23 protein-coding genes and 1 pseudogene are annotated in these 24,234 nt (G+C 72.0%); 6 read left to right on the top strand and 18 right to left on the bottom strand.

All coding sequences use genetic code 11. The features are described from left to right. Positions 1 to 235: pseudogene (locus LEL83_RS08005) on the top strand (hypothetical protein); the annotation flags it as partial. A 166-nt stretch (positions 236 to 401) separates the two neighbouring features. On the opposite strand, the gene LEL83_RS08000 reads toward LEL83_RS08005, so the two are convergent. Beyond that, positions 402 to 1,868, bottom strand: a complete 1,467-nt coding sequence (locus tag LEL83_RS08000) for a peptide MFS transporter (RefSeq protein ID WP_225558409.1) — start codon at positions 1,866 to 1,868, stop codon at positions 402 to 404. Positions 1,869 to 2,124: 256 nt separating this feature from the next. On the opposite strand from LEL83_RS08000, the gene LEL83_RS07995 reads away from it, so the two are divergent. Continuing rightward, positions 2,125 to 4,245 carry an acyl-CoA dehydrogenase family protein gene (locus tag LEL83_RS07995; RefSeq protein WP_225558408.1) on the top strand — a complete coding sequence of 707 codons (2,121 nt, stop codon included), beginning with the start codon at positions 2,125 to 2,127 and terminating at the stop codon, positions 4,243 to 4,245. 25 nt (positions 4,246 to 4,270) lie between these two features. Here LEL83_RS07995 and csrA read toward each other — a convergent pair whose 3' ends face one another. The 13 genes from csrA to LEL83_RS07930 form a co-directional block, all read right to left on the bottom strand. Beyond that, positions 4,271 to 4,561 (bottom strand): carbon storage regulator CsrA, encoded by a 291-nt coding sequence (csrA, locus tag LEL83_RS07990; protein ID WP_198658507.1) that lies wholly within the window; start codon positions 4,559 to 4,561, stop codon positions 4,271 to 4,273. Between the two features lie 4 nt (positions 4,562 to 4,565). Further along, positions 4,566 to 5,477 carry a hypothetical protein gene (locus tag LEL83_RS07985; protein WP_225558407.1) on the bottom strand — a complete coding sequence of 304 codons (912 nt, stop codon included), beginning with the start codon at positions 5,475 to 5,477 and terminating at the stop codon, positions 4,566 to 4,568. Then, positions 5,452 to 7,506: a flagellar biosynthesis protein FlhA gene (locus LEL83_RS07980; RefSeq protein WP_198658505.1), complete on the bottom strand. Its 2,055-nt coding sequence runs from the start codon at positions 7,504 to 7,506 to the stop codon at positions 5,452 to 5,454. The genes LEL83_RS07985 and LEL83_RS07980 overlap by 26 nt, the downstream gene beginning before the upstream one ends. Beyond that, on the bottom strand, positions 7,503 to 8,711 hold the full coding sequence (locus tag LEL83_RS07975) for an EscU/YscU/HrcU family type III secretion system export apparatus switch protein (protein WP_225558406.1): 1,209 nt from the start codon (positions 8,709 to 8,711) through the stop codon (positions 7,503 to 7,505). Before LEL83_RS07975 ends, LEL83_RS07980 begins: the two co-directional genes overlap by 4 nt. 4 nt (positions 8,712 to 8,715) lie before the next feature. After that, positions 8,716 to 9,474, bottom strand: coding sequence for a flagellar biosynthetic protein FliR (locus LEL83_RS07970; protein ID WP_225558405.1), 759 nt, complete (start codon positions 9,472 to 9,474; stop codon positions 8,716 to 8,718). After that, positions 9,474 to 9,749: a flagellar biosynthetic protein FliQ gene (locus tag LEL83_RS07965; protein WP_225558404.1), complete on the bottom strand. Its 276-nt coding sequence runs from the start codon at positions 9,747 to 9,749 to the stop codon at positions 9,474 to 9,476. Before LEL83_RS07965 ends, LEL83_RS07970 begins: the two co-directional genes overlap by 1 nt. A gap of 9 nt (positions 9,750 to 9,758) precedes the next feature. Then, positions 9,759 to 10,595, bottom strand: coding sequence for a flagellar type III secretion system pore protein FliP (gene fliP / locus LEL83_RS07960; RefSeq protein WP_225558403.1), 837 nt, complete (start codon positions 10,593 to 10,595; stop codon positions 9,759 to 9,761). Next, positions 10,592 to 11,143 carry a flagellar biosynthetic protein FliO gene (gene fliO / locus LEL83_RS07955; protein ID WP_225558402.1) on the bottom strand — a complete coding sequence of 184 codons (552 nt, stop codon included), beginning with the start codon at positions 11,141 to 11,143 and terminating at the stop codon, positions 10,592 to 10,594. Before fliO ends, fliP begins: the two co-directional genes overlap by 4 nt. A gap of 10 nt (positions 11,144 to 11,153) precedes the next feature. Next, entirely contained in the window at positions 11,154 to 11,858 is a 705-nt protein-coding gene (gene fliN, locus LEL83_RS07950) for a flagellar motor switch protein FliN (RefSeq protein WP_225558401.1), read from the bottom strand. After that, a complete protein-coding gene (locus tag LEL83_RS07945) occupies positions 11,858 to 12,751 on the bottom strand; it encodes a flagellar motor switch protein FliM (RefSeq protein WP_225558400.1) in 894 nt (297 codons plus the stop codon). Before LEL83_RS07945 ends, fliN begins: the two co-directional genes overlap by 1 nt. An 89-nt stretch (positions 12,752 to 12,840) precedes the next feature. After that, complete coding sequence (locus tag LEL83_RS07940; protein ID WP_225558399.1) at positions 12,841 to 13,770, bottom strand: OmpA/MotB family protein; 930 nt, start codon at positions 13,768 to 13,770, stop codon at positions 12,841 to 12,843. Positions 13,771 to 13,772: 2 nt separating this feature from the next. Next, positions 13,773 to 14,582 (bottom strand): motility protein A, encoded by an 810-nt coding sequence (locus LEL83_RS07935; protein WP_225558398.1) that lies wholly within the window; start codon positions 14,580 to 14,582, stop codon positions 13,773 to 13,775. A 1-nt stretch (position 14,583) separates the two neighbouring features. Next, on the bottom strand, positions 14,584 to 14,886 hold the full coding sequence (locus tag LEL83_RS07930; protein ID WP_225558397.1) for a flagellar FlbD family protein: 303 nt from the start codon (positions 14,884 to 14,886) through the stop codon (positions 14,584 to 14,586). A gap of 257 nt (positions 14,887 to 15,143) precedes the next feature. On the opposite strand from LEL83_RS07930, the gene LEL83_RS07925 reads away from it, so the two are divergent. From LEL83_RS07925 to LEL83_RS07915, 3 genes are all read left to right on the top strand, one after another. Beyond that, the gene (locus tag LEL83_RS07925) at positions 15,144 to 16,712 is read left to right on the top strand and encodes a helix-turn-helix domain-containing protein (RefSeq protein ID WP_198658494.1); all 1,569 of its coding nucleotides are present in this window, start codon (positions 15,144 to 15,146) and stop codon (positions 16,710 to 16,712) included. A gap of 191 nt (positions 16,713 to 16,903) precedes the next feature. Continuing rightward, positions 16,904 to 18,037 (top strand): DUF475 domain-containing protein, encoded by a 1,134-nt coding sequence (locus LEL83_RS07920; protein ID WP_225558396.1) that lies wholly within the window; start codon positions 16,904 to 16,906, stop codon positions 18,035 to 18,037. Between the two features lie 169 nt (positions 18,038 to 18,206). Further along, positions 18,207 to 19,805: a Na+/H+ antiporter gene (locus tag LEL83_RS07915; protein WP_225558395.1), complete on the top strand. Its 1,599-nt coding sequence runs from the start codon at positions 18,207 to 18,209 to the stop codon at positions 19,803 to 19,805. On the opposite strand, the gene LEL83_RS07910 is transcribed toward LEL83_RS07915, so the two are convergent. Continuing rightward, a complete protein-coding gene (locus LEL83_RS07910; protein WP_225558394.1) occupies positions 19,797 to 20,759 on the bottom strand; it encodes an SDR family NAD(P)-dependent oxidoreductase in 963 nt (320 codons plus the stop codon). The genes LEL83_RS07915 and LEL83_RS07910 overlap by 9 nt on opposite strands. Positions 20,760 to 21,223: 464 nt before the next feature. Here LEL83_RS07910 and LEL83_RS07905 point away from each other — a divergent pair, with 464 nt between their 5' ends. Then, entirely contained in the window at positions 21,224 to 21,829 is a 606-nt protein-coding gene (locus LEL83_RS07905) for a pentapeptide repeat-containing protein (RefSeq protein ID WP_308009892.1), read from the top strand. Between the two features lie 63 nt (positions 21,830 to 21,892). Here the strand turns inward: LEL83_RS07905 and LEL83_RS07900 are convergent, their stop codons facing one another. The 3 genes from LEL83_RS07900 to LEL83_RS07890 form a co-directional block, all read right to left on the bottom strand. After that, positions 21,893 to 22,402, bottom strand: coding sequence for a phosphoribosyltransferase family protein (locus tag LEL83_RS07900; RefSeq protein WP_225558392.1), 510 nt, complete (start codon positions 22,400 to 22,402; stop codon positions 21,893 to 21,895). 137 nt (positions 22,403 to 22,539) lie between these two features. After that, a complete protein-coding gene (locus LEL83_RS07895; RefSeq protein ID WP_198658489.1) occupies positions 22,540 to 23,715 on the bottom strand; it encodes a flagellar hook protein FlgE in 1,176 nt (391 codons plus the stop codon). Between the two features lie 65 nt (positions 23,716 to 23,780). Next, positions 23,781 to 24,221 carry a flagellar hook assembly protein FlgD gene (locus LEL83_RS07890; RefSeq protein ID WP_198658488.1) on the bottom strand — a complete coding sequence of 147 codons (441 nt, stop codon included), beginning with the start codon at positions 24,219 to 24,221 and terminating at the stop codon, positions 23,781 to 23,783. Positions 24,222 to 24,234 lie beyond the last annotated feature (13 nt).

The raw sequence follows: 24,234 nt of genomic DNA, 5'->3' as shown, positions 1-24,234 counted from the left end.
GGGGATCGGTGCCCTCGTGCAGGTCGTCGACACCGATCGGGGTGGCGAGCAGTGGGCCGACGAGCCGGTCGGGGTGATCGTGTCGCCCGGCGGGAGCCAGATCGGTGGGACGCAGCGCACGTGGACGGTCGCCTTCGACGGGCCCGCGTACACGAAGGACGGCCGCGGCCCCTTCGAGCGCGCGACCGTCCTGAGTCGTCAGCTGGTGCCGGTCACGACCGACAGCGGCGAGTAGTCCGGGTCAGGGACTCAGTACTCCTCGGAGCCGCTCTTCATCATGGCGGCGACCGCCATGCAGCAGCCCACACCGCCGATCACGCCGACGCCGATGATGATGCCTGCGATGAGTTCGAGCATGGTGGTGACTCCTTGGTTGCGTCGGCCGTGTGGCTTCCTTCAGGTTACCGGATGCCGCGCATGAGCCGCAGCACCGGCCGGGCGAGCACGAGCAGGAGCACGCCCACGGCCACGGCGACGAGCCCGAGGACCGTGAAGTACGGCGCCTCGTCCGCGGGGTCGTAGTAGCGGGACAGCACGCCCGTGACGGCGGTGCCGAGCGACACCGACAGGAAGAACAGCGCCACCATCTGGGTCTGGAACTTCGGCGGTGCGAGCTTGGTGGCGACGGACTGCCCGACCGGTGAGAGCAGGAGCTCCGCGAGCGTGAAGACGAGCAGGATGCCGACGAGCGCCAGCAGCGGCGTGCCGTTCGTGCCCGTGCCGGTGAAGGGCAGGAAGAGCAGGAAGGCGACGCCCATGATCCCGGTGCCGAGCGCGAACTTGGTCGGGGTGGAGGGCTGCCGGTCGCCGAGCTTGGTCCAGATCGCGGCGAACACCCCGGAGAGCACGATGATGAAGACCGGGTTGATCGACTGCACCCACGAGACGGGCATCTCCCAGCCGAACAGCGTGCGGTCGAGGCGCTCGTCGGAGTAGACCGTCACGACGGTGAACTGCTGCTGGTAGAGCGACCAGAACACGGCGCTCCCGATGAACAGCGGGATGAACGCGAACACCCGCGAGCGTTCGTCGGCGGTGATGCCGCTCGACAGGATGACCACGAAGTACCCGATGGTGGCCAGGACGACGACCGCCACGACCACGGTGGGCAGGTTGCCGACGTTCAGCAGTCCGGTCAGGACGGCGAGCACGACGACCACGAGCGCCACGCCCACGGCGACGCCGATGAGGGGCAGGCGGCGGCGGTCGACCGGGTTGGCGACGTGGCGCACCGCGTCCGGCAGCTTCCGCCGACGGATCGCGTACTGCACCAGGCCCGCCGCCATGCCGACGGCAGCGAGTCCGAAGCCGTAGTGGAAGCCGAGCGAGCTCTGCAGCAGGCCGGTGAGCAGGGGGCCGAAGAACGCGCCGAGGTTCACGCCGAGGTAGTAGAGCGAGAAGCCGGCGTCGCGGCGCGGGTCCTCGCGGCTGTACAGCCCTCCGACGATCGTGGTGGCGGTGGCCTTGAGCCCGCCGGACCCGAGCGCGATGAGGACGAGGCCCACCCCGACGCCGGCGACCCCGGGGACGAGCGCGAGGGCGATGTGCCCGAGCATCACCACGACGGCGCTGCCGAAGAGCGTGCGGTCGGCACCGATCAGCCGGTCGGCGATCCACGCGCCGATGATCGTGAACAGGTAGACGGAGCCGCCGTAGGCACCCATGATCCCGCTGGCGGTGGCCTTGTCGATCCCGAGGCCGCCGTCCGAGAGCGTGTAGTACATGTAGATGAGGACGATGCCCTGCATCCCGTAGAACGAGAACCGCTCCCAGAGTTCGACCGCGAACGGCGTCGAGAGCTCGAACGGTTGCCCGAAGAAGGTGCGTCCGGGACGGGATCCGCGGTCCGCAGGGGTGGTACGTGACATGGCGGCAATCCTCCCCCGCGGCGGATCGACACGCACAATCGTCGACACCTGCTCAACAATTCGGCGAGCCGCGGCGCTGTCCGGCGTGCCCCGCCCCCTCCGCTCGACCGGACCGCTTTGGAGGGTTCCCACGACCGTCGCGGTCGGGCGACAGCCCGGACTTGTGCCGCCCGCACGGCGTTCGTCCCACTGTCGGCAGGGGTGTCTAGCGTGGGTCCTGCAACACGGACACCGCAGTTCAGGAGGACTCGCACACATGGTCGACACGGCTCCCGCCCAGCGCACCGCCACCCCGGACACCGCCGCCCCGGACGTCGACGCGCCCAACGCCGACGCGGCGGGCGACCCCGCTGCCGGGACCCCGACGGCCGGCACGGACACCGACGTCCGCATCGACGTCGAGCTGCTCGAGGAACTCCTGCTCGGTCGCTGGGCCGAGGATCGCCGACTCTCACGCCGGCTCGCGCTCGACCCAGCGATGCAGAAGATCGAGGGTCAGCCCATCGCCGAGCACCGTGCCCGCGTGCTCGAACAGCTCCGCGTCCTCGTCGACGCCGGGGCGATCCAGCGGCCCTACCCCGCCGAGTTCGGCGGCCAGGACAACCACGGTGGCAACCTCGCGGCGTTCGAGGAGCTCGTGACCGCCGACCCCTCCATGCAGATCAAGGCGGGTGTGCAGTGGGGGCTCTTCGGCTCCGCCGTGCACCACCTGGGCACCGAGGCGAACCACCGCGCGTTCCTGCCCGGCATCGTGTCCTTCGACGTGCCCGGCTGCTTCGCCATGACCGAGACCGGCCACGGTTCGGACGTGCAGAGCATCGCGACCACCGCGACGTACGACCCCGAGACGCAGGAGTTCGAGATCCACACCCCGTTCCGCGGAGCGTGGAAGGACTACATCGGCAACGCCGCGCTGCACGGCCGTGCCGCCGTGGTGTTCGCGAAGCTCGTGACCGCCGGCGTCGACCACGGCGTGCACGCGTTCTACGTCCCGCTGCGCGACGACGAGGGCGCGTTCCTGCCCGGGGTCAGCGGCGAGGACGACGGACCCAAGGGCGGGCTGAACGGCATCGACAACGGCCGCCTGGCCTTCGACCACGTCCGGGTCCCCCGCACGAACCTGCTGAACCGCTACGGCGACGTCGCCGCCGACGGCACCTACTCGTCGCCGATCGCCTCGCCCGGTCGCCGGTTCTTCACCATGCTCGGCACGCTCGTGCAGGGCCGCGTGTCGCTCGACGGCGCCGCGGTCGTCGCGCAGAAGCTCGCGCTGCAGATCGCCCTGACGTACGCGATGCAGCGTCGGCAGTTCCCCACCGGAGACGGCACCGAGGGTGTCCTGCTCGACTACGGCCGCCACCAGCGACGCCTGATCCCGCGCCTGGCCACGGTGTTCGCGCAGTCCTTCGCGCACGAGAAGCTGCTGCGCACCTTCGACGACGTCTTCAGCGGGCGCGAGGACACCCCGGAGCGCCGGGAGGACCTGGAGACCCAGGCCGCCGCCTTCAAGTCGATGTCCACGTGGTCGGCGCTCGACACCCTGCAAGAGGCACGCGAGGCCTGCGGTGGCGCGGGCTTCCTGGCCGAGAACCGCCTGACCGGGCTCCGCGCCGACCTCGACGTGTACGTGACGTTCGAGGGCGACAACACGGTGCTGCTGCAGCTCGTCGGCAAGCGCCTGCTCACCGAGTTCCGCGCGAAGGCCCCGAAGGACGCCGCCTCGACCGCGAAGTTCGTCGCGTCGATCGCCGCGGGCAAGCTCGCCGACGCCAGCGGCATCCGCCGTCTCGGGCAGACCGTGGCCGACCGTGGGTCCCTGGCCGCGAGCGTCGCCGACCTGCAGGACCCGCGGACGCAGCGTGCGCTGCTCGCCGGCCGGGTCGACACGATGGTCGCCGAGATCGGTCTGCGACTGGCGTCCGCCGGCAAGGACCGTGCCCGCGCGGCCCGGCTGCTCAACCGGTCGCAGCACGAGTTGATCGAGGCGTCGAAGGCGCACGCCGAGCTCATGCAGTGGGACGCCTTCACCGAGGCGCTCGACGCGGTCCCCGAGGGTGACACCCGTCGCACGCTCGTCTGGCTGCGCGACCTGTTCGCGCTCGGCCTGCTCGAGCAGCACCTGGACTGGCACCTGCTGCACGGACGGCTCTCGGCGCAGCGCGCCCGCGCGGTGTCGGCCTACGTCGACCGGCTGGTCGCCCGCGTCCGTCCGATCGTCCCGCAGCTGCTCGACGCGTTCGGCTACGAGCCCGGCCACGTGCGCGCCCCGATCGCACTCGGTGCCGAGCAGGCCCGCCAGGACGAGGCACGCGCCTGGTTCGCGGCGGAGGCCGCCGCCGGTCGTCTGCCCGAGCAGGAGAAGAAGCCGAAGCCCTGACGGTCGTCGCGACGACCGCTGCTCGCTAGGAGTCGGTCGGCTCCGGGTCCGACGACCCGGACGCCGTCCGGCCCGCAGCGGGCCCACGACGCCCACCGAGCGCCGCACGCAGCTGCGCCTCGGCGTCGTCGCCGACGGCTGCCGCCTCGGCGTTGGCCTCGGCCACCGCCCGCACGACCTCTTCACGCTGGATCTTCACCCCGCGGGGCGCGTCGATGCCGATCCGGACGCCGTCGCCCCGGGAGTCCAGCACCGTGATGACGATGTCGTCCCCGACGAGGATCCGTTCGCCGACCTTCCGCGTGAGTACCAGCACCCGGTCAGCCTAGCGACAGGACCGGGAGCCCCAGCAGGTCCACCGACTCCGGCGTGGCGGTCTCACCCGCACCGATCGCGACCACGCCGGCCACGGGCATCCGCGCCTCGACCGCCGCCACCATCGCCGCCGAGTCGGCCGGCTTCCGTCCGACGTCGACGACCACCCACACCTGGTCGGCCTGCAGCGCGTCACCGGTGGCCCGGTCGTCCCACGCGGCCACGGCGAGCACCGCGCGTCCGTCCCGGACGCCGTCGGCCCGGGCCAGGATCGCGGCCCGCCGGTCCGCCGCGTCCGTCGGCCGCAGCGTGTGCCGCACGGCGAACAGCCCGGCGGCCGCGTCGACGTCGTTCGGTCGGCCGACCAGCAGCACCAGGTCGCCGTCCGCCGAGCGGACGGCCGGGGTGGTCGACCGCACCACGGGCCGGACCGGGGCGGCGTCGACGAGGTGGGTCGGGCCTCCGGGCAGGGTGTCGACGGCGGCCTGGAGGCGCGGGTCGAGCCCCGGGGACCGGTCCGGCTCCGGCGCGGGCGGCGCCGGGCGCGGCGCGCTCCCCGTGATGCCGTCGGCCTGGAACCCGTCGAGCACCGACGCGAACGCGTCGGCGCGGGTGGTCGCGGTGCCGTCGGTGCCCGCGATCCGGGCCTCGGCTTCCTCGGCGTCGGCGAGGAGCGCGGCGATCCCGGCGCGCTGGACGGGCGTGTCCGCGATCACGACGCGGGCGGTGGGCAGCTCCCCCGGTGCGGGCACCTCGACCGTGGCCTCGACGTGGGCCCTGCGGAGCAGGCCGCCGAGGCGGGGCGCCGTGACCCGTTCGGCGGCGACGATGCGCGCGCCCGCCCCGAACTCGGAGCGGACGGCGTCGCGGACCTCCGCGAGCGTGGCGCCGCTACGCTGCAATCGGGTCGGCGGCACGGACGACTCCCACGGTCTCGATGGTGGAGCCCGCGGCGGTGGCCTCCTGGTACGACAGCACCGGGAGCCCGTTCGACTGGGCGGCGACCATGCGGTGCACGGCCGGGCGGAGCTGGGGGGCGCAGACCAGGACGGCGGAGAGCCCCTGGTCCTCGACGGAGCGGACGGCATCGCGGACGGACCCGAGCACCTGCTCGATGCGGTGGGCGTCGAGGACGATCTGGCTGCCCTGCTCCGAGGGGCGGAGGCCTTCGAGCATCGACTGTTCGAGCAGGGGGTCGATCATGATGACCCGCAGGGTGCCGGCGTCGGTGTGCCGTGCGGCGAGGGCCGGGCCGAGCGCGGCGCGGGCTGCCTCGACGAGTCCCTCCGGGTCGGTGGACACCTTGGCGCGCAGCGTCAGCGCCTCGCAGATCCGACCGAGGTCGTTGATCGGCACCCGTTCGGCGAGCAGCCCCTGCAGCACCCGCTGCAGTTCCGCCATCGACAGCATGCCGGGCACGAGTTCCTCGACCGCGGCGGGGTTCACCTGCTTGACGCCCTCGGTCAGCACTTTGACGTCCTCGCGGGTGAGCAGGCGTCCCGCGTTGTCGCCGATCACGGCCTGCAGGTGCGTGACGAGCACGGACACCCGGTCGATCACCGTCGCGCCGGTCATCTCGGCCGCGTGGCGCAGCTCGGCCGGCACCCACTTGCCGGTGAGGCCGAACACCGGTTCCACCGTGGAGGCTCCCGGCAGACCGTCCAGGTGGTCGCCGAGGGCGAGCACGCTGCGGGCGGGCGCGGTGCCCCGGCCGGCCTCGACCCCGGCGATCCGGATCGCGTAGGTCGACGGCGGCAGGTCGATCGAGTCGCGCGTGCGGACCGGCGGCACGACGATGCCCATGTCCACGGCGATCTTGCGGCGCAGCGCCCGGACGCGGCCGAGCAGGTCGTCCGAGGCGCCGGACACCATGTCCACCAGGTCGGGGGCGAGCAGGATCTCGAGGGCGTGCACGCGCATCTGCTCGATCAGGTCCTCCGGGGTGTCCGCCGAGGGGGTGCTCGCCTCGAGTGCCTGCTGCCGGGCGGCGTCGGCCTCGGCGCGGGCGACGTTCCGGCCGATGCGCCAGCCGGTGAACAGCAGCGTCGCGCCGACGAGCAGGAACGGCAGGATCGGCATGCCGGGGATGAAGCCCATCGCGATCGCGGCCACGCCGGCGATCATCAGGGCGTTGCGCGACTGCGACAGCTGCGTGGCGGCCGAGGCGCCCATCTCCGACTCCGCGCCGGAGCGGGTGACGATCATGCCCGTCGACACCGCCATGAGCAGGGCGGGGATCTGCGTGACCAGGCCGTCGCCGATGGTCAGGATGCCGTACTTCGACAGGGCGTCGGTGGCGGACAGCCCGTTCTGCAGCATGCCGATCGCGATGCCGCCCACCAGGTTGATGATGATGATGAGGATGCCGGCGATGGCGTCGCCCTTGACGAACTTCGACGCGCCGTCCATCGCGCCGTAGAAGTCCGCCTCCGCCGAAACCGCGGCGCGGCGGTCCTTCGCCTGCTCGTCGGTGATGAGCCCGGCGTTCAGGTCGGCGTCGATCGCCATCTGCTTGCCCGGCATCGCGTCGAGCGTGAAGCGGGCCCCGACCTCGGCGACGCGCTCGGCACCCTTCGTGACGACGACGAACTGGATGACGATGAGGATCAGGAAGATCACGGCGCCGATGATGATCGACCCGGACACGGCGACGTGGCCGAACGCCTGGATGACGTCGCCGGCGAAGCCCTCACCGAGCACGAGCCGGGTGGACGCGACGTTGAGTCCCAGACGGAACAGCGTCGCGACGAGGAGCAGCGACGGGAACACCGAGAAGTCGAGCGGCTTCTTGACGAACAGCGTCGTGAGCAGGATCACCAGCGCCAACAGGATGTTGATGATGATGAGGAAGTCGAGCAGGAACGACGGCACCGGCAGGATCAGCAGCAGGATGATGCCGACGATGAACACCGGGACGACGAGCTTCGGCAGGTCCTTGCGGTTCATGCGGGGGCTCCCTCTCTGACGGACGGTGCCGACGGGGCGGCTTCGGGGCGGGGTGTGCGGAGTCGGCGCGGGCGGAGGTCACCGGACAGGGTCGCCGGGTCGAGGACGGTCGCGACCTCGTCGGGCGTGGTCGGCCTCGGCGCCGCGTGGGTGCCGGCCGCCGAACCACGGGCCCGGAGCGCCATCACGAACGACAGCACGCGGGCCACCGGCGTGTACAGGTCCACCGGGATCTCGTGGCCGAGCTCGCACGCGGCGTGCAGGGCGCGGGTCAGGGGCACGTCACGGACGATCGGCACCCGTTCCTGCTCGGCGCGGGCGCGGATGACGTCGGCGACCGGGCCGGCGCCCTTCGCGACCACCCGCGGCGCGGACCGGCCGGGCTCGTACGTGATGGCGACCGCGTAGTGCGTGGGGTTCGTGATGACGACGTCGGCGGTGCCGACCGCCTGGATCATCCGGTTGCGGCTCATGGCGAGCTGCCGCCCCCGGCGCTGCGACTTCACGAGCGGGTCGCCCTCGGTCCGCTTCGACTCGTCCTTGACCTCGCGCTTGGTCATCATCGTGCGCTTGCGGTTGCGGCGGACGACCACGAACACGTCGAGCGCGGCGAGGACCAGCCCGGCGACGACGGCGGCGCGGAGCAGCGTGCCCGAACCGGCAGCCGCTGCCTCGAGCACGGCGGAGAGCGGCAACGACCCGCTCGTCATGAGCACGGGCATGAGTCCCTGCACGGCGAACCACAGCACGAGCCCGACGACGGCGGTCTTCAGCAGGGCCTTCGCGCCGTTCCACAGGGCCTGCGTGCCGAAGACCCGCTTGAGCCCGGCGACGGGGTCGAAGTGCTCGGGCTGCGGGGTCATCTTGCGCAGGTGCACGCCGCCCTGGGCCACCGCCGTGGCGAGCACGGCCACCGCGACCACGGCGAGCATCGGCCCGAGCGTCGCCGCCATCGACCCGAGGGCGTCGGCGAGCAGGGCGCGCACGGCGCCGAGTTCGGGCTGCGCGATCACCCGCTGCACGCCGCGCAGCTGCTCCTCGCCGGCGGCGGCCGCGTTGCCGATGGCGGCCGGCATCATGAGCGCGGCGACCGCGATGCCGATCCACGCGCCGAGGTCCTGCGAACGACCGAGCTGGCCCTTCTCGTGGACCTCGCGCATCCGCTGCTGGGTCGCCTGTTCGGAGCGTTCTCCGCTGTCGGACACGTCGTCACCCCCGTCCCGTGATCGCCTCGACGGCGTCGCCGGTCAGCGACGACACCACCGAGGGCAGGGCCATGAAGAGCGCACCGGCGAACAGGACGGTCAGACCGATCTTGATCGGGAACCCCATCTGGAACGCGTTGAGCGCCGGGGCCACCCGGGTCAGGAGCCCCAGGCCGACGTCTGCCAGGAAGAGCACGACGACCAGGGGGCCGGCGATCTGCAACGCCGCGAGGAACATCTGCGACATCGCCGCGACGAGCATCGCGGCGAGCCCGTCGACGGCGAACTCGCCGGTGAGCGGCACCGCGTCGAACGACCGCACGAGTCCGCCGATGATCATCTGGTAGCCGCCGGAGGTGAAGAGCAGCGCGAGCGCCGTCATCTGGAACAGGCGCGTGAACTGCGCACCGTTCACCTGCGACTGCGGGTCGAACGCCTGCGCGAGCGTGAACCCGCCGAACAGGTCGATGAGCGCGCCGGCGGACTGCACGGCGGCGAACACCAGGAAGACCAGGAACCCGAGCGACAGCCCGACCACGAGCTGGGTGAGCAGGGCGAGCAGGAAAGGGCCGGTCGCGAGCTGCTCGTAGCCGATCGCGACGCGCGGGGCGACCCCGATGGCGAGTCCCAGACCCAGGATCACCTTCACGGTGCCGGGGAACGCGCGGTACGAGAACGGCGGCGCGATGACGAAGAACGCGACGAGCCGGACGCCGGCGAGCATGGTCGCCTCCAGACGGTCGGCGTCGACGCTGAGCTCCATCAGGCGTGCCCGAGCAGCTTCGGGATCATGTCGAAGGCGACGTGCGTGAACGCGATCATCTCCGAGATCATCCAGTTGCCGCAGACCACCAGGGCGATCGCGACGGCGACGGCCTTCGGCACGAACGAGAGCGTGACCTCCTGGATCTGCGTGACCGACTGGAACAGCGAGATCGCGAAGCCCACGACGAGCGAGGTCACGAGGACCGGCGCGGCGAGCTTGCCCGACACCAGGAGCGCCTGCAGCACGAGGTCGATGACGGCCTGCTGGTTCATGCGTGCCCCCTAGACAACGTGGTAGCTCTCGATGAGCGACGTGATGATGAGGCCCCAGCCGTCGACCAGCACGAAGAGCAGGATCTTGAACGGCAGCGAGATCATGACCGGCGGGAGCATCATCATGCCCATCGACATGAGGGCCGCGGAGACGACGAGGTCGATCACCAGGAACGGGATGAAGATGACGAACCCGATGATGAACGCGCTGCGGAGCTCGGAGATGATGAACGCCGGGATCACCGTCGTCATCGGCACGTCGGCCATCGACTCCGGGTTGTCGAGCCCGGCGGCACGGGTGATCAGGGCGACGTCCTCGTCGCGGGTCTGGTGCAGCATGAAGGTCCGCAGGGGCTTCGTGCCGATCTCGACGGCCTGTGCGAAGTCCACCTTGCCGGCCAGGTAGGGCTGCAGCGCGTCGTCGTTGATGTGCCCGAGCACCGGTGCCATCACGAACAGCGACAGGAACAGCGCCAGACCGGCGATCACCTGGTTCGGCGGGATCGACTGCAGCCCCAGGGCGTTCCGCGTCATCGCGAGCACCACGAAGATCTTGGTGAACGACGTCATCATGAGCATGAGCGCCGGGGCGACGCTCAGCAGGGTGATGCCGATCAGGGTGACGACCGCCGACGACGGGGTGCCGTCCGGGCCGTTGACGCTGACGCTGAAGTCGCCGCTCGCGGGGGCCGTCGGGGTGGTCGGCGCGGTCGGCTCCACGACCCCGGCGGCGTGTGCCCCGGACGTGGTGAGCACCAGGAACCCGGCGACGACCGCCAGCCCGAGCAGCACGAGGGCGACGAGCCGTCCCGTCCGTGCGAGCCCGTGCGGCCCCGCCGCCGTCACCCGGCCCGCCGGTTCCGCAGCGCGGCCGCGGCCTGGCGCCAGGTGTCGACCGACAGGATCGAGCCCTGCAGCTGCTGCGCGCTCGGCACGACGCGCTGCTGGCGGCGGTTGCGCGGGCGCATCGGCAGCGGCGCGACCGCGCTGGTCGCGCCAGTCGCGTCCGTCGAACCGGTCTGGAGGCCCGTGGTGGCGTCCGCCTGCTGCGCGAGTTCCCGACCGAACGCGTCGGCCGACGGTGCGGGTCGCACCGGCAGCGCCACCGGTCCGGTCACGATCGTGAGCTCCGGCGCGGGCGCCTGCCCGCTGGTGAGCAGGTTGACGCCCTGCTCGGACACGCCGAGCACGAGTCGCTCCCCCTCGACGTCGACCACGACGACGCTCGCCTTGCCGCCGATGCTCTGCCGGCCGACGACCTCGACGGACGCCGCGCGGCGACCGGAGGGCTTGCCGGCGAAGCGCTTCCGGCTGGCACGGTGCAGCACCCACATGAGGGCGAGCACCACGCCGAGCGAGAGCGCGACGCGGACGGTGACGACGAGGGTGTCCACGGGCGCGGGCTCAGACGCTCTCGGCGACGTCGAGGATGCGCGTGATCCGCACCGCGTAGTCCTGGTCCACCACGACGACCTCGCCGTGCGCGATGAGGCGACCGTTCAGCAGGACGTCGGCGGGGGCACCGGCGCTGCGGTCGAGCTCGACGACGGCGCCGGGCTCCATGCCGAGCACGTCCCGCACCGACATCCGGGTGCGGCCGATCTCGACCGTCAGGGTCATCTCGACGTTGTTGATCCGGCCGAGGTTGCCGGCCGGCACGCTCGTGGCCGCGGGGGCGGACACGGTGCCGTTCTCGCGCACCCGGATGCCGAACCAGCCGGCGGGAGCGCCGGCGGCGGTCAGCTCGAACACCACGGTGTCGGGGTCGGCCAGCAGCGACGACGCCGACCCGCGGCTCGCGTCGCCGAGCACCCCGACGCCGAGCACCCCGGCTGCGGCCTCGAGCGACGGCCGCAGCACGTCCGTGACCGCGACGATGCCCTGGTCGGGGCCGCCGGCCGCCGTGATGCCCTCGAGGTCGGTGAGCACGAGCGCCAGGTCGGCCGACAGGCCGCCGACGAACGAGGCGACCACCGCGTCGGTGGCCGCGTCGAGCACGACCGGTGTCGCGCCTCCAGGCAGCAGCACCGCGCTCAACGGGGCCGCCGTCGGGAGCTGCGCCGCGAGCGACTCGGCCGCCGCGGTGTGGAGGGTGGTCGTTTCGGTCATCAGTGCTGCTCCGTGCTCGTGGTGGTGACGACGATGCCAGCGAGGCGCGAGCCGTTCGCGCCGACCGCGGCGGTGCCGACGGGTTCGCCGTCGACCGCGATGGTGAGGGGGCGGTGCTGCGGGTGCGGCAGCGGCAGGACGTCGCCGACGGCCAGGCGGAGCACCTGCGACGGCAGCACCGTCGCCGGGGCGAAGTGCAGGCTCACGCCGACGGGCACGCTCTCGAGCTGCGCGTCGAGCTGCGCGCGGGCGTCGGCGGGCGACACGTGGGTCGCGGCCTCGCCGAGCTGCGGCAGGACGGCCTCGGCCGGCAGCGCCAGCGTGCCGGGGGCGATGCGGTCACCGACCCGGATCGAGAACGAGGCGACGATCATCAGGTCGCCCTTCTGGGCGGCCTGGGCGAACTGGCTGTTGAACTGGAACCCGCCGGTCGTCACCTCGTGCACGAGCAGTCCACCGAACGAGTAGCGCAGGTCGTCGAGGGCGTCCTCGACGATCTTCCGCACCAGGGCCTGCTCGATGGGGGTGAACGTGCGGTCCGGTGTGGGCAGCGGCTTCGACGCGCCGAGGGCGTGCGACACCCAGGTCAGGGCAGCGTCCAGCGGGACCTGCAGGACCCCCTTCGGCGCCATCTCCGCGATCGGCAGCAGCACCATGCCGGTGAGCGCGGGCAGCGACGCGGCGTACTCGTCGTACGTCGTCATCTGCACCTGCTCGCAGGTCACCTGGCTGACGGCGCGCACCTTCGCCGTGAGCTGCGTGCCCCACTGCCGCGCGAACGTCTCGAAGGCGAGCTCGAGCACCCTGGCGTGCTCGCGGGCGAGCGTCGACGGGCGCGCGAAGTCGTACACCTCGGGCGCGGGCGCTCCGGTCGCGGGCAGGGTGTCGGTCACGGGGGCGTCTATCGGTCACCTGTGGGGTGCCCGTCAGTCCTGTACCCCGTAGTGGGGCGGTCCGGGTCCGTGGCCCCGGTGTGCGTGCGTCAGCCCTGGCGTGCTCCGTCCTGCGCCTTCGCCAGCGCGGGCATCAGGGCGCTGACGTCCTGGTCGGCGTTCGACAGCACCACGATGTCGACGCGTCGGTTCAGCGCGAGCTCCCGGTCCGAGCCGCCCTTCGCCAGCGGCCGGCTCGATCCGAACCCGACGCTCTGCACGTTCGCCCCCGGCATGCCGCCCCGCTCGACCAGGTCGCGCAGGACCCCGGTCGCGCGAGCCGCGCTGAGCTCCCAGTTCGTGGCGTACGGTGCGGTCGAGTTCCGCTGGTCCGCGTGGCCCTCGACGCTGACGTCGTGGCGGCTCGTCCTCAGGACGGGTGCGATCGCGTCCATGATCGACCGTGCCTGGTCGGACAGGTCGGCGCTGTTCGTGCCGAAGTACGTCTCGCTGCCGACCAGTCGGATCGTGAGCCCGCGGGCGTCGAGCGTGAACTGCACGTTCGCGGTCTGCCCGGCGCCCTGCAGGTTCCGCTGGATCCGGCGCTCCAGCCGGGTCAGGTCCTCGAGCTCCCGCTTCGCCGCCGCGACGTCCCGCTCGGACGCGGTCGCCGGCACCACGGTCGACGCCGGGTCGACGTTCGTGTCCTCCACGCCGGACGACGCCGTCGAGTGGTCGGCCTGCGACTCGTCCGTCGAGTAGCCGGAGCCGTCCTCGACCTGGTCCTTCGTGACGACCGTGCCGCTCGCGGTGTCGATCTTCTGCGACTCGACCTCGCCGAACCCGGTGGCGAGCGAGTTCTTCAGCTGGATGTACTTCTGCTGGTCCACGGTGGACATCGCGAACAGCACCAGGAACATGCACATGAGCACCGTGATCATGTCCATGTACGACGCCATCCAGCGCTCGTCGGGGTGCTCGGCCTCGTCGTGCGACTTCTTCGCGCGGCCGCGACCGCGCCCGCGGGGGTTCGCGCTCATCGTCAGGCCGCCAGCTGCTGCTCGTCGGCCGGGTCGTGCTTCCCGCCCTTCGCCGCGGCGACGCGCGCGGCCGGCGGCACCATGGCCTTCAGCCGCTCACCGAGCAGGCGGGGCTGGCTGCCGGCCTGCACGGCCAGCAGGCCCTCCATCAGCAGCGTCTGACGGTCCGACTCCAACTGCGCGAGCTTCCGGAGCTTGCCGCCGAACGGCAGCCACAGGAAGTTCGCGGTGAGCAGGCCCCACAGGGTGGCGACGAAGGCACTGGCGATGAGCGGACCGAGCTCGTCCGGCTTGCCGAGGTTGGCGAGCACGTGGGTCAGGGAGACGACCGTGCCGATGATGCCGACGGTCGGGGCGAAGCCGCCCAGGCCCATGAAGAACGCGCTCGCGCTGCGCATCGGGGCCGCGTTCGACTCGATCTCGTCCTCGAGCAGGATCCGCAGCTCGTCGCCGTCGGTGCCGTCCGCGATGTTCTGCAGCGCCTTCCGCATGAACGGGTCGTCGTGCTTGTCGGCCTCCTGCTCCAGGGCGAGCAGGCCGTTCGCCCGGGCGGTCTCGGCGAGCCCGACGACGTCGTCGATGACCGTCTGCGGCGGGGTGACCCGGCCCGTGAAGGCCTTGGGGATCATCGTGAAGGCTGCCAGGGCGTCCTTCATGGTCGTGCTCGCGATGCCGCAGCCGATCGTGGCGACGAACACCAGGAGCATCGGGGCGGGCAGGAACAGGCCCGCCATCTCGACGTGCTCCATCTGGGCCATGCCGAAGAGCGCGCCGAAGGCGAGCAGGATGCCGATGATGGTCGCGATGTCCACGTCAACGACCCCCGTCCTGTGCGCGGCCGTGCTGCTGGGCGGTGCGCAGCGGGGCGACGGGCGCGAGCGTCGGCTGCGGGCCGGTCGCGTTGCGCGCCGCGGGCAGGTCCGTGCCGTAGGCCATGCCGACGATGCGGGCGCGGTACGCGGCGATGAGGTCGATGACGTCGGCCAGCGACTCGCGCACGATGTACTTCGCGCCGTCGACCATGATGAGCGTCGTGTCCGGCGTCTCCTGGATGCGCTCCACGAGATCGGGGTTGACAGCGAATCCGCTGCCGTTCAGTCGTGTGACGACGATCATGGCCCGTCCTGGTTCTCGATCGTCCCGCCGCCGTCCGTGGGGCGGGATGCTGGCCCGTCCGTGGGCCTGCACCGAGGACTATCGGCGGGTGGTGCCGGTGCGTTAGGGGCCGTCGCCCCGGTGCCGTCATGACCGCTGCCGTCGCACCCGGCCTGCCGCACGCAAAGTCTCATGAACGGTGTATTCCCGATCCGCATCCGAGAATCCTGGGTGTTGTACCCCTCGTTTTATCTCATGAGCGTGTTAGCGTGGCGCGCATGACCGACACCACCACCGTCGACACGCCGACCACCGCCGCGACCGCAGCACCCCTGCGCGAGGTCGGCGCCCTGATCCGCGGCGCCCGCAAGGGTCGCAGCATGACCCAGGCCCAGCTCGCCGAGCGCGTCGGCACCAGCCAGAGCGCGATCAACCGCATCGAGCAGGGCGGTCAGAACCTGTCGCTCGAGATGCTCACGCGCATCAGCGACGCGCTCGACCAGCAGATCGTGTCGATCGGCGGCGCCCCTCAGCGTGCCCACCTGCGGGTGCAGGGCGGTCGCAAGCTCAGCGGCTCCATCGCGGTGAACTCGAGCAAGAACGCCGCCGTCGCGCTGCTCTGCGCGTCGCTGCTCAACCGCGGCGTGACCCGTCTGCACAAGGTCGCCCGCATCGTCGAGGTCGACCGGATCATCGACGTGCTCCGCAGTCTCGGTGCGAGCGTCACGTGGTCGGAGGACGGTGAGACGCTCGAGATCGTCGCACCGGACGACCTGCGCCTCGACGCGATCGACGCCGACGCCGCCCGCCGCACCCGCAGCGTGCTCATGTTCCTCGGCCCGCTCAGCGGCCGGTTCGAGTCGTTCCGTCTGCCGTACGCCGGCGGCTGCGACCTCGGCACCCGCACGGTCGAGCCGCACCTGATCGCCCTGCGCCCCTTCGGCGTCGACGTCGAGGCGACCTCCGGCTGGTACGAGGTCGGCGTCGCGAACCAGGCCGTCCCGACCAAGTCGGTCGTGCTGACCGAGCGCGGCGACACCGTCACCGAGAACGCGATCCTGGCGGCGGCGGCCCGCGACGGCGAGACCGTCATCCGCAACGCCAGCCCCAACTACATGGTGCAGGACCTCTGCTTCTTCCTCGAGCTGCTCGGGGTGCGCATCGAGGGCATCGGCACGACCACGCTCCGCATCACCGGCAAGAGCCGCATCGACGAGGTCGTGGACTACTGGCCGAGCGAGGACCCGGTCGAGGCGATGAGCCTGCTGACCGCGGGCATCGTGACCGACTCGACGCTGACGGTCACCCGTGCGCCGATCGAGTTCCTGGAGATCGAGCTCGCCACCCTCGCCGAGATGGGTCTGCGCTTCGACGTCACCGAGGAGTACCCGGCGGCGAACGGTCGCACCCGGCTCGTCGACATCACCGTGCACCCGTCCGAGCTGCACGCGCCGATCGACAAGATCCACGCGATGCCGTTCCCCGGGCTGAACATCGACAACCTGCCGTTCTTCGTCGTCATCGCGGCGATGGCCGAGGGCACCACGCTCGTGCACGACTGGGTGTACGAAGGTCGCGCGATCCACCTGCTCGACCTGACCCGCCTGGGCGCGAGCGTCACCCTGCGCGACCCGCACCGGCTGGACGTCACCGGCCCGACGCACTTCTCCGGCGCGGAGATCAGCTGCCCGCCGGCGCTGCGCCCCGCCGTGGTGATCCTGCTGGCGATGCTCGCCGCGAAGGGCGAGAGCGTCCTGCGCAACGTCGGCATCATCGCCCGCGGCTACGAGCAGCTGCAGGAGCGCCTCAACTCGCTCGGTGCGTCCATCGAGACGTTCCACGACTGATTCCCCGCAACGACTGAGCAGAAGACGTCGAGTCCCCCTGCGAGACCCGACGTCTTCTGCTCACCCGGCCACGGCCCGTCCCCGCAAGTGGGGACGGGCCGTCACCCGTCTGACGGCGTCCCCACGGGCCTCCAGGACGATGCCCAGGAGCGCTCCACCACCCGCCCAGGCGACCGGTGCTGCATGGGGGCATGGCCACGAGATCACTCCTGACCGTCCCCCTGCTCATCACCATCGCGGCCGCCGCGGCGGCCTGGCTGGTGCTCGGCCCCGCCGCAGCACTCGCCTTCGTCGCCCTGGCGTTCCTCGAGATCGCGATGGCCGCGGACTCGTCCGTGCCCATGGCCGGCATCGCGGGCCGGCTGCACTCCCCCGCCCGGCGGCTGTTCCTGTCGCTCGGGATCGTCGCGGGCGTGCTCGCGATGCGCCTGCTCCTGCCGCCGGCCGCCGTCGCGGTCGGTGACGCGACCGACCCGGCCAGCTCCGTCGAACAGGCGGTCTTCGCGCCGGGCTCGTTCTCCGCGCACCTGGCCGAGGTCCGGCCGGCCCTGGCCGCCTTCGGCGCCGCCTTCATCTGGCAGGTCTTCGCCGAGTACCTGTTCAACACCGACCGCGCGTCACGCAGGTCCTGGCTCGGCCGACTGGAGGCGCGGCTCGCCACCGTCGCGCGACCCCGCGTCTGGTCGCTGGTCACCGCTGCGACCGGGGTCGTCGTGACCTCCGTGCTCGTCGGCGCGCGTTCCGGGTGGGCCGCCGGTGCGCTGCTGCCGGTCGCGCTCGGCGGGGTGGCCGGCATCGCCGCGTACCTCGTGTCGAAGCGGACCGCGGCGTGGGCGCTGCATCCCGGCGCCGGGGGCGGTGCCGCGGACACGGCGTCGATCGGGGTCGGCCGCGGAGCCTGGCGCATCCACCTCTACGCGTCGACGGTCGTGTTCGAGCGGGGGCTCGTCGTGTTCATGCTCTTCGAGATCCTCGACGGCGTGTACAGCCTGTCGGGGTCCGGGCCGCTCGGGTCGGACGGGCTCGGGGCACTCGAGCAGGCCGCGGTCGCCATCGGTGCGATCGGGGTCGGGGCGGTGTTCCTGGCTCGCCTGACCTCGCGGGTCGACCAGGCCGCTGGGCTCAAGCGGCTGCGGTACCTGAAGGCCGGGGCGGCGTACGTGCTCGGGGTGCTGGCGGTGCTGCTGTGGGCGAGTCTGCTCGTGCCGATCCCGGGCGTCGTCGTGGGGTGGTTCGGCACGGTGGTGATCGGGTCGGCGCTGGTGACCTCGTTGCCGTGGCGTGCGTGGTGGCGGCGGGTGGTGCGGCGGCCGCGCTCGGCGTGACGGGGCGGCGGCTCGCCGGTCGTCCGTGGTTCGTGGTTCGTGGTTCATCGTTCGTCGAGTGAGCAGGAAACGCCGCCTGGCGCCGCGGTACCCGGCCTTTTCTGCTCACTGGATGCCCCGCGCTCGGGAACGGCGTTCACTGGAGGGTCGGACGACGATCGGAGTGCACGTGCTGGGACCGGAACTGGTGGTCGTGCTCGGCCTCGCCATCGCCCTGACGGCGGGGCTGGCCGACCGGCTGCGCATCGCTCCACCCGTGCTGCTGCTCGTGTTCGGCGCGCTGCTCGGGCTCGTGCCGGAGTTCGCCGGCGTCGAGCTGCCGGCCGAGGCCGTCCTGCTCCTGTTCCTGCCGGCGCTGCTGTACTGGGAGAGCCTGACGACGTCGCTCCGTGAGATCCGGAAGAACCTGCGTGGCATCGTCCTGATGGGCACCCTGCTCGTGGTCGTGACGGCCGGCGCGGTCGCGGTCCTGCTGCACCTGCTCGGTCTGCCGTGGGGCCCCGCGTGGGTGCTCGGCGCCGCGGTCGCCCCGACCGACGCGACCGCGGTGGGCGTGCTCACGAAGATGCTGCCGCGGCGGAACGTCACGGTGCTGCGCGCCGAGAGCCTGGTCAACGACGGCACGACCCTGGTGGTCTACGGCATCGCGGTCGCCGTCACGGTCGGCACGCAGGAGCTGACGTTCTGGAGCGTGTCCGGCATGCTCGTGCTCTCGTACGTCGGCGGGGTCGCCGCCGGGCTCGCCGCGGCCTGGATCGGCACCTTGGTGCTGCGCCGGGTCGACACCGTCGTGCTCGAGAACCTGGTGACCCTGCTCGTGCCGTTCGCGGCGTTCCTCGCCGCCGAGGCGGTCGGCGCGTCCGGCGTGCTCGCGGTCGTCGCCGCCGGCATCGTCGTCAGCCAGGTCGGCCCGAAGCTCGACCGGGCCGAGACCCGGCAACAGGTCCGCGCGTTCTGGTCGTTCCTGACGTTCCTGCTGAACGGCGCGCTGTTCGTCCTGGTCGGCATCGAGGCGATGGTCGCCGCACGGGCGCTCGACCCGGCGGACCTGCTGCGGGCGACCGGGATCGTCCTGGCCGTCGCGGTCGTGCTCGTGCTCGTGCGGTTCGCATTCCTCAACGCCGCCGGCGGCACGATCTGGCTCGTCACCCGACGCACCGGGGGCGAGCCGCGCGAGGGACACCGCGACCGTCTGGTGAGCGGCTTCGCCGGGTTCCGGGGCGCGGTCTCCCTGGCGATGGCCGTCGCCGTACCGCGCACCCTCGAATCCGGTGCGGGGTTCCCCGAGCGCGACCTGATCGTCTTCGTCACCGCCGGCGTCGTCATCGTGACGATCGTCGGCCAGGCCCTCGTGCTGCCGGCGGTGCTCAGGCGGGCCGCACTGCCCGAGGACGAGTCGGTCGACGAGGAACGCCGGCACGCCGAGCGGACGGCGATCGAGGAGGCGCTCGCCGCGCTCCCCCGCCTGGCCCGGTCGACGGGAGCCGATCGCGCCACGGTCGACCGCCTGCGGAAGGACTACGAGGCGCACCTCGACGTCATCGACGCCCGCGAGGGGGACGACGACGACCACCCGGCCCTGCAGCGGCACGACAACGCGGTCGCCCTCGAACTCGCGCTCGTGCAGCACAAGGCGTCGACGCTGCTGCGGCTCCGCGACGCCGACGAGATCGACGACTTGGTGCTGCGCCAGGTCCGGGCGGGGTACGACGCCGAAGAGGCACGGCTGAGCGGCATGGAACAGGTCACGCCGCCGACCTCACCGTAGGGCGAGCAGGGCGTCGCTGGCGTCCCAGAGCCGCTCGGCGGCATCCGGGTCGAGGGCCCAGGGCCGCACGCCCACCAGCGGGCGGTCGTCCGTGGCGGGCACCGCCTCGGCGCAGTCCTCGAAGTACCGACCGCCGACCCCCTCGACGAGCGGCGACGCCGCCACCAGCACGGACGTCGCGGCGCCCTGCTCCGGGGTCCCGAAGCCCTCGGCCGGGGAACCGTCCTCGTGGACGATGCCGATCGCCAGCGCCTGTTCGTGCGACAGGTGCCGCGACAGGTCGGTGAGGATCCCGCCCGGGTGCACGGCGTTCGCGACGATCCCGTCCGCGCCCCAGCGGCGTGTAGCCTCCACCGCGAAGAGCGCGTTCGCGGTCTTCGACTGCCCGTAGGCCACCCACGGGTCGTAGGGCCGACGCTCGAACATCAGGTCGTCGAGGTCGACGCCGGCGGTGTGGTGTCCCGCCGAGCTCAGCGCCACGACACGTGTCGGCCGACCGCGCCGGTCCGCCCCGGCGAGCAGGGCGTCGCGGAGCCCGGTGACCAGACCGTGGTGGCCCAGGTGGTTCGTGGCGAACTGCAGCTCCCACCCCTCCGGCGTGCGGCGCTCGGGGGTGGCCATGACGCCCGCGTTCCCGATGACGACGTCGACCGGGCCCGTCCACGCATCGGTGAACGCGCGGACGGATCCGCGGTCGGCGAGGTCCAGCGGGCGGACCTCGACCGCGGCGCCGGGGACCGCGTCGCGGAGCCGTCCGGCCGCCCGCTCCCCCTGCTCGGGCCGACGCACGGCGAGGACCACTGACGCGCCGGCACGGACGAGGGCCTCCGAGGTGGCGGCGCCGATGCCGGCGGCCCCGCCCGTCACGATGACGCGCGATCCGGTGAGGTCGAGGTCGTGCAGGACCTGCGCTGCGGTGGTGGTCGCGTCGAACGGGGTCGTGATCCGGGTCATGCGGTCAGCCTACGCGACAGGTGTCGCCCATCCCGAGGCGCTGCTCCGCAACGGGGTCGGGATGCCGTAGCCTGCGAGCAGTGATCCTCCATCATCGTCCGTGACCCAGCGGTCACACAGCGGCACCGGCACACCCCGCAGCAGCGCGGGGGTGGTCCCGTGCGCCCAGGAGGGGAACCCCACGTGGAGTTCCCCGTTCCCGGCACACGATCTCACGACCACACGAAGGACGACCTTCCATGCCCACCGACCGCTCGACCCTCCGCGCGGACTGCGCCGACTGTTCCGCTCTGTGCTGCACCCTCCTCGGGTTCCAGCGCTCCGCCGACTTCCCGATGGACAAACCCGCCCGGACGCCGTGTCACAACCTCGCGGGTGACTTCTCCTGCACGATCCACGAGGTCCTCCGCCCACGCGGGTTCCGGGGATGCACCGTCTTCGACTGCTTCGGGGCGGGGCAGTCCGTGTCGAGGACGCTCTTCGACGGGATCAGCTGGCGCGGTCGCCCGGAGACCGCACGCGACATGTCCGCGGTGTTCGCGGTCGTCCGCCGCCTGCACGAGATGCTCTGGTACCTGGCCGACGCGGTGGACCGCGCGGTGACGCCGGACGCCGCCGAGGACGTCGAAGCGCTCCGGGACCGCATCCGCACCACGATCGACGCCGGGTCCTCGTCGCTCCGACGGCTCGACGTCGATGCGCTGCACACCGAGGTCCGAGACCTCCTGGTCGAGGTGAGCCAGGAGGTCCGCACCATCACGCGCGCCGGAGCGACACCGGACACAGCGTTCCGCCCCGGTGTCGACCTCGCAGGCCTCGACCTGCGCGGCGGGGACCTGCGCGGGCGTGACCTGCGTGGCGCATCGGCGATCGCGGCCGACCTGCGGCGCGTCGACCTGACCGACACCGACCTGCTCGGGGTCGATCTCCGGGACGCGCTGGTCCACGGTGCCGACCTGTCCGCAGCGCTCTTCCTCACCCAGTCGCAGGTGAACGCGATGTCGGGTGACGGTGCCACGTCGCTCCCCCGGTGGATCGAGCGCCCGCGGCACTGGTCGCCGTCGGCGTGACGAACGACACGACCTCCGAGCCGCCCGCCGCGCAGGCGGGCCGAGCCGTCGACGTCGGCGGGCTCAGAGCTCCTGCGCGCGTACCAGCGACCGCACCGGTGGCAGGACCGAGCGCGCTGCCTCCGCGGCCTCGTCGACCGCCACGAGCGTCCCGCCGCACCGTTCGACGAGCCCGGCGGCTGCCCGCGCCTGACTGCCGGTCTCGATCCAGTCGTCCACCAGCACGACCCGTTCCCCGGGGCCGATCAGGTCCTGCCGGAGCGCCAGCGTGCGACGGTTGCCGCGGTAGTCCGGCTCGGTCGTCGCCGTGACGACCGGCCCGGGGAACACGGCTCCGTCCTTCCGGACCGGCACGAAGCCGACACCGAGCGCCAGGGCGACCGCCGGCCCGAGCACGAAGCCGCGGGCCTCGACGGCGACGACGACGTCGGGTCGGTCGTCCGTGAGCAGGTGGGCGAGCCCGTCGACGACCGCCCGGAGCGAGTCGGGGCGGCGGAGCACCGCCCACGTGTCGGCGTGCCCGTCGATCCACCGGAAGTGCTCGAGGACGGCCAGACGCCCCCGTTCGACCACCGCTCCGTCGCGCTCGAGCCCACCCTACGGCGCATCGTGAGCAGGAATGGTCGAGTCCCCCGGAGAAGACCCGACCATTCCTGCTCACGAAGCGAACGCACGAGCGAGCGAAGCGAACGCGCCCGCCCCGCCCCGCGCTACCGCTTCAGGTTCGTCAGCTCCTGCAGCACCTCGTCCGAGGTCGTGATGATGCGCGCGTTCGCCTGGAACCCGCGCTGCGCCACGATCAGGTTCGTGAACTCCTGCGACAGGTCGACGTTCGACATCTCGAGCGTGCCCGCCGCGAGCGACCCGACACCGGCCGTGCCCGGGCCGCCGACGGTCGCGCCGCCCGAGTTCGCCGTCGCGCGGTAGCCCGAGGCGCCGGTCTTCTCGAGGCCGGCCGGGTTGGCGAAGGTCGCCAGGGCGATCCGGCCGAGGGCGAGCGACGCACCGTTCGAGAACGTGCCCGTGACCGTGCCGTCCTTCGCGATGGCGTAGCCCTGCAGCGCGCCGGCCTCGCGGCCGTTCTGCGACCCGATCGCGGCGGTGTTCAGGGACGCGAAGCCGGTGAGGTCACGCATGTCCACGGCGATCCCGCCGACGGCGAACGTCCCGCCGGAGGTGATCTTGCCGTCGGTGCCGAAGGTGATCGACGTGGTCGCCACGGCGCCCTGGCCGTTGCGGCCGGTCACGTCCCAGCCGTCGTCCGTGCGTCGGTACGCAAGCGACATGGTGTGCTTGGCGCCCGAGGCGTCGTAGACGGTCGCCTCGCGGGTGATGGTCTGGCCGACGGCGGTCTCCGACGGCAGGTTGCCCGCGACGCCGGCGGCGGTGGTGCGGACGGCGGGCGCGGCGGCGTCGAGCGGGAGCACGATGTCGGACAGCTGCCCGTTCTCGTTGACGACGCCGTTCGTGGCCGGGTAGCCCTGCACGATCTTGCCGTCGGCGGTGACCAGGCGGCCGTCCGCGTCGAAGTCGAACGCGCCGGCGCGGGTGTAGACGGTGTCGTTGCCCAGGCGGGTGACGAAGAAGCCGTCGCCCGAGATCATCAGGTCGGTCGCCTTGCCGGTGGCCTGGGCGGAGCCCTGCGCGAAGTTGGTGGAGACGCCGGCGACCTGCACGCCGAGGCCGATCTGCGCGGGGTTGGTGCCGCCGACGCCGGTCTGCGGTCCGCCGGCGCCCTGGGTCATCTGCGACAGGGTGTCCTGGAAGACGGTGGTCGAGCCCTTGAAGCCGACGGTGTTGACGTTGGCGATGTTGTTGCCGGTGACGTCGAGCATCTGCTGGTGGGAGCGGAGGCCGGAGATCCCGGAGTAGAGCGAGCGGAGCATGGTGCGTCCTTTCGGAGAGGCAGGAAGAGCGAGGAAGAACGAGGGAGAACGGAGCAGGAGGAGCGTCAGGAGCCCGTGGTGGTGGTGATGCCGGAGATCACGTCGAGGGCGACCTCCTTCCCGTTCACGGTGACCGTGGGCACGCTGTTCGCGTACGACACGGCCGAGGCGGTGCCGGTGACGGACTTGCCCGTGTCGGCGTCGGTGTAGCTGACCTGCTTGCCGACGAGGTTCGCGGCGGCGATCCGCATCTGCAACGAGAAGTTCTCGTTGCCGGTCGTGGTCTGGTTGGTGATCTGCTCCATCATCGCGAGCTGCGTCTGCTGGCTGATCATCTGGTTGGTGTCCATCGGCGAGGACGGGTCCTGGTTGCGCAGCTGCGTGACGAGCAGCTTCATGAAGACCTCGGAGTCCATCGTCTGGGACTTCTTCGTCGCCGCGTTCGCGGCCAGGGCTGCAGCCTGCGCGGTCGGGTCGACGCTGCCGGTGATGCCGTCGATGGGCATGGTGGGGTTCCTG

This window comes from Curtobacterium oceanosedimentum, assembly GCF_020297365.1.
Taxonomy (GTDB): domain Bacteria; phylum Actinomycetota; class Actinomycetes; order Actinomycetales; family Microbacteriaceae; genus Curtobacterium.
Note: the sequence above shows the minus strand (reverse complement) of the source record. Positions and strands in the feature narration are given on the sequence as shown.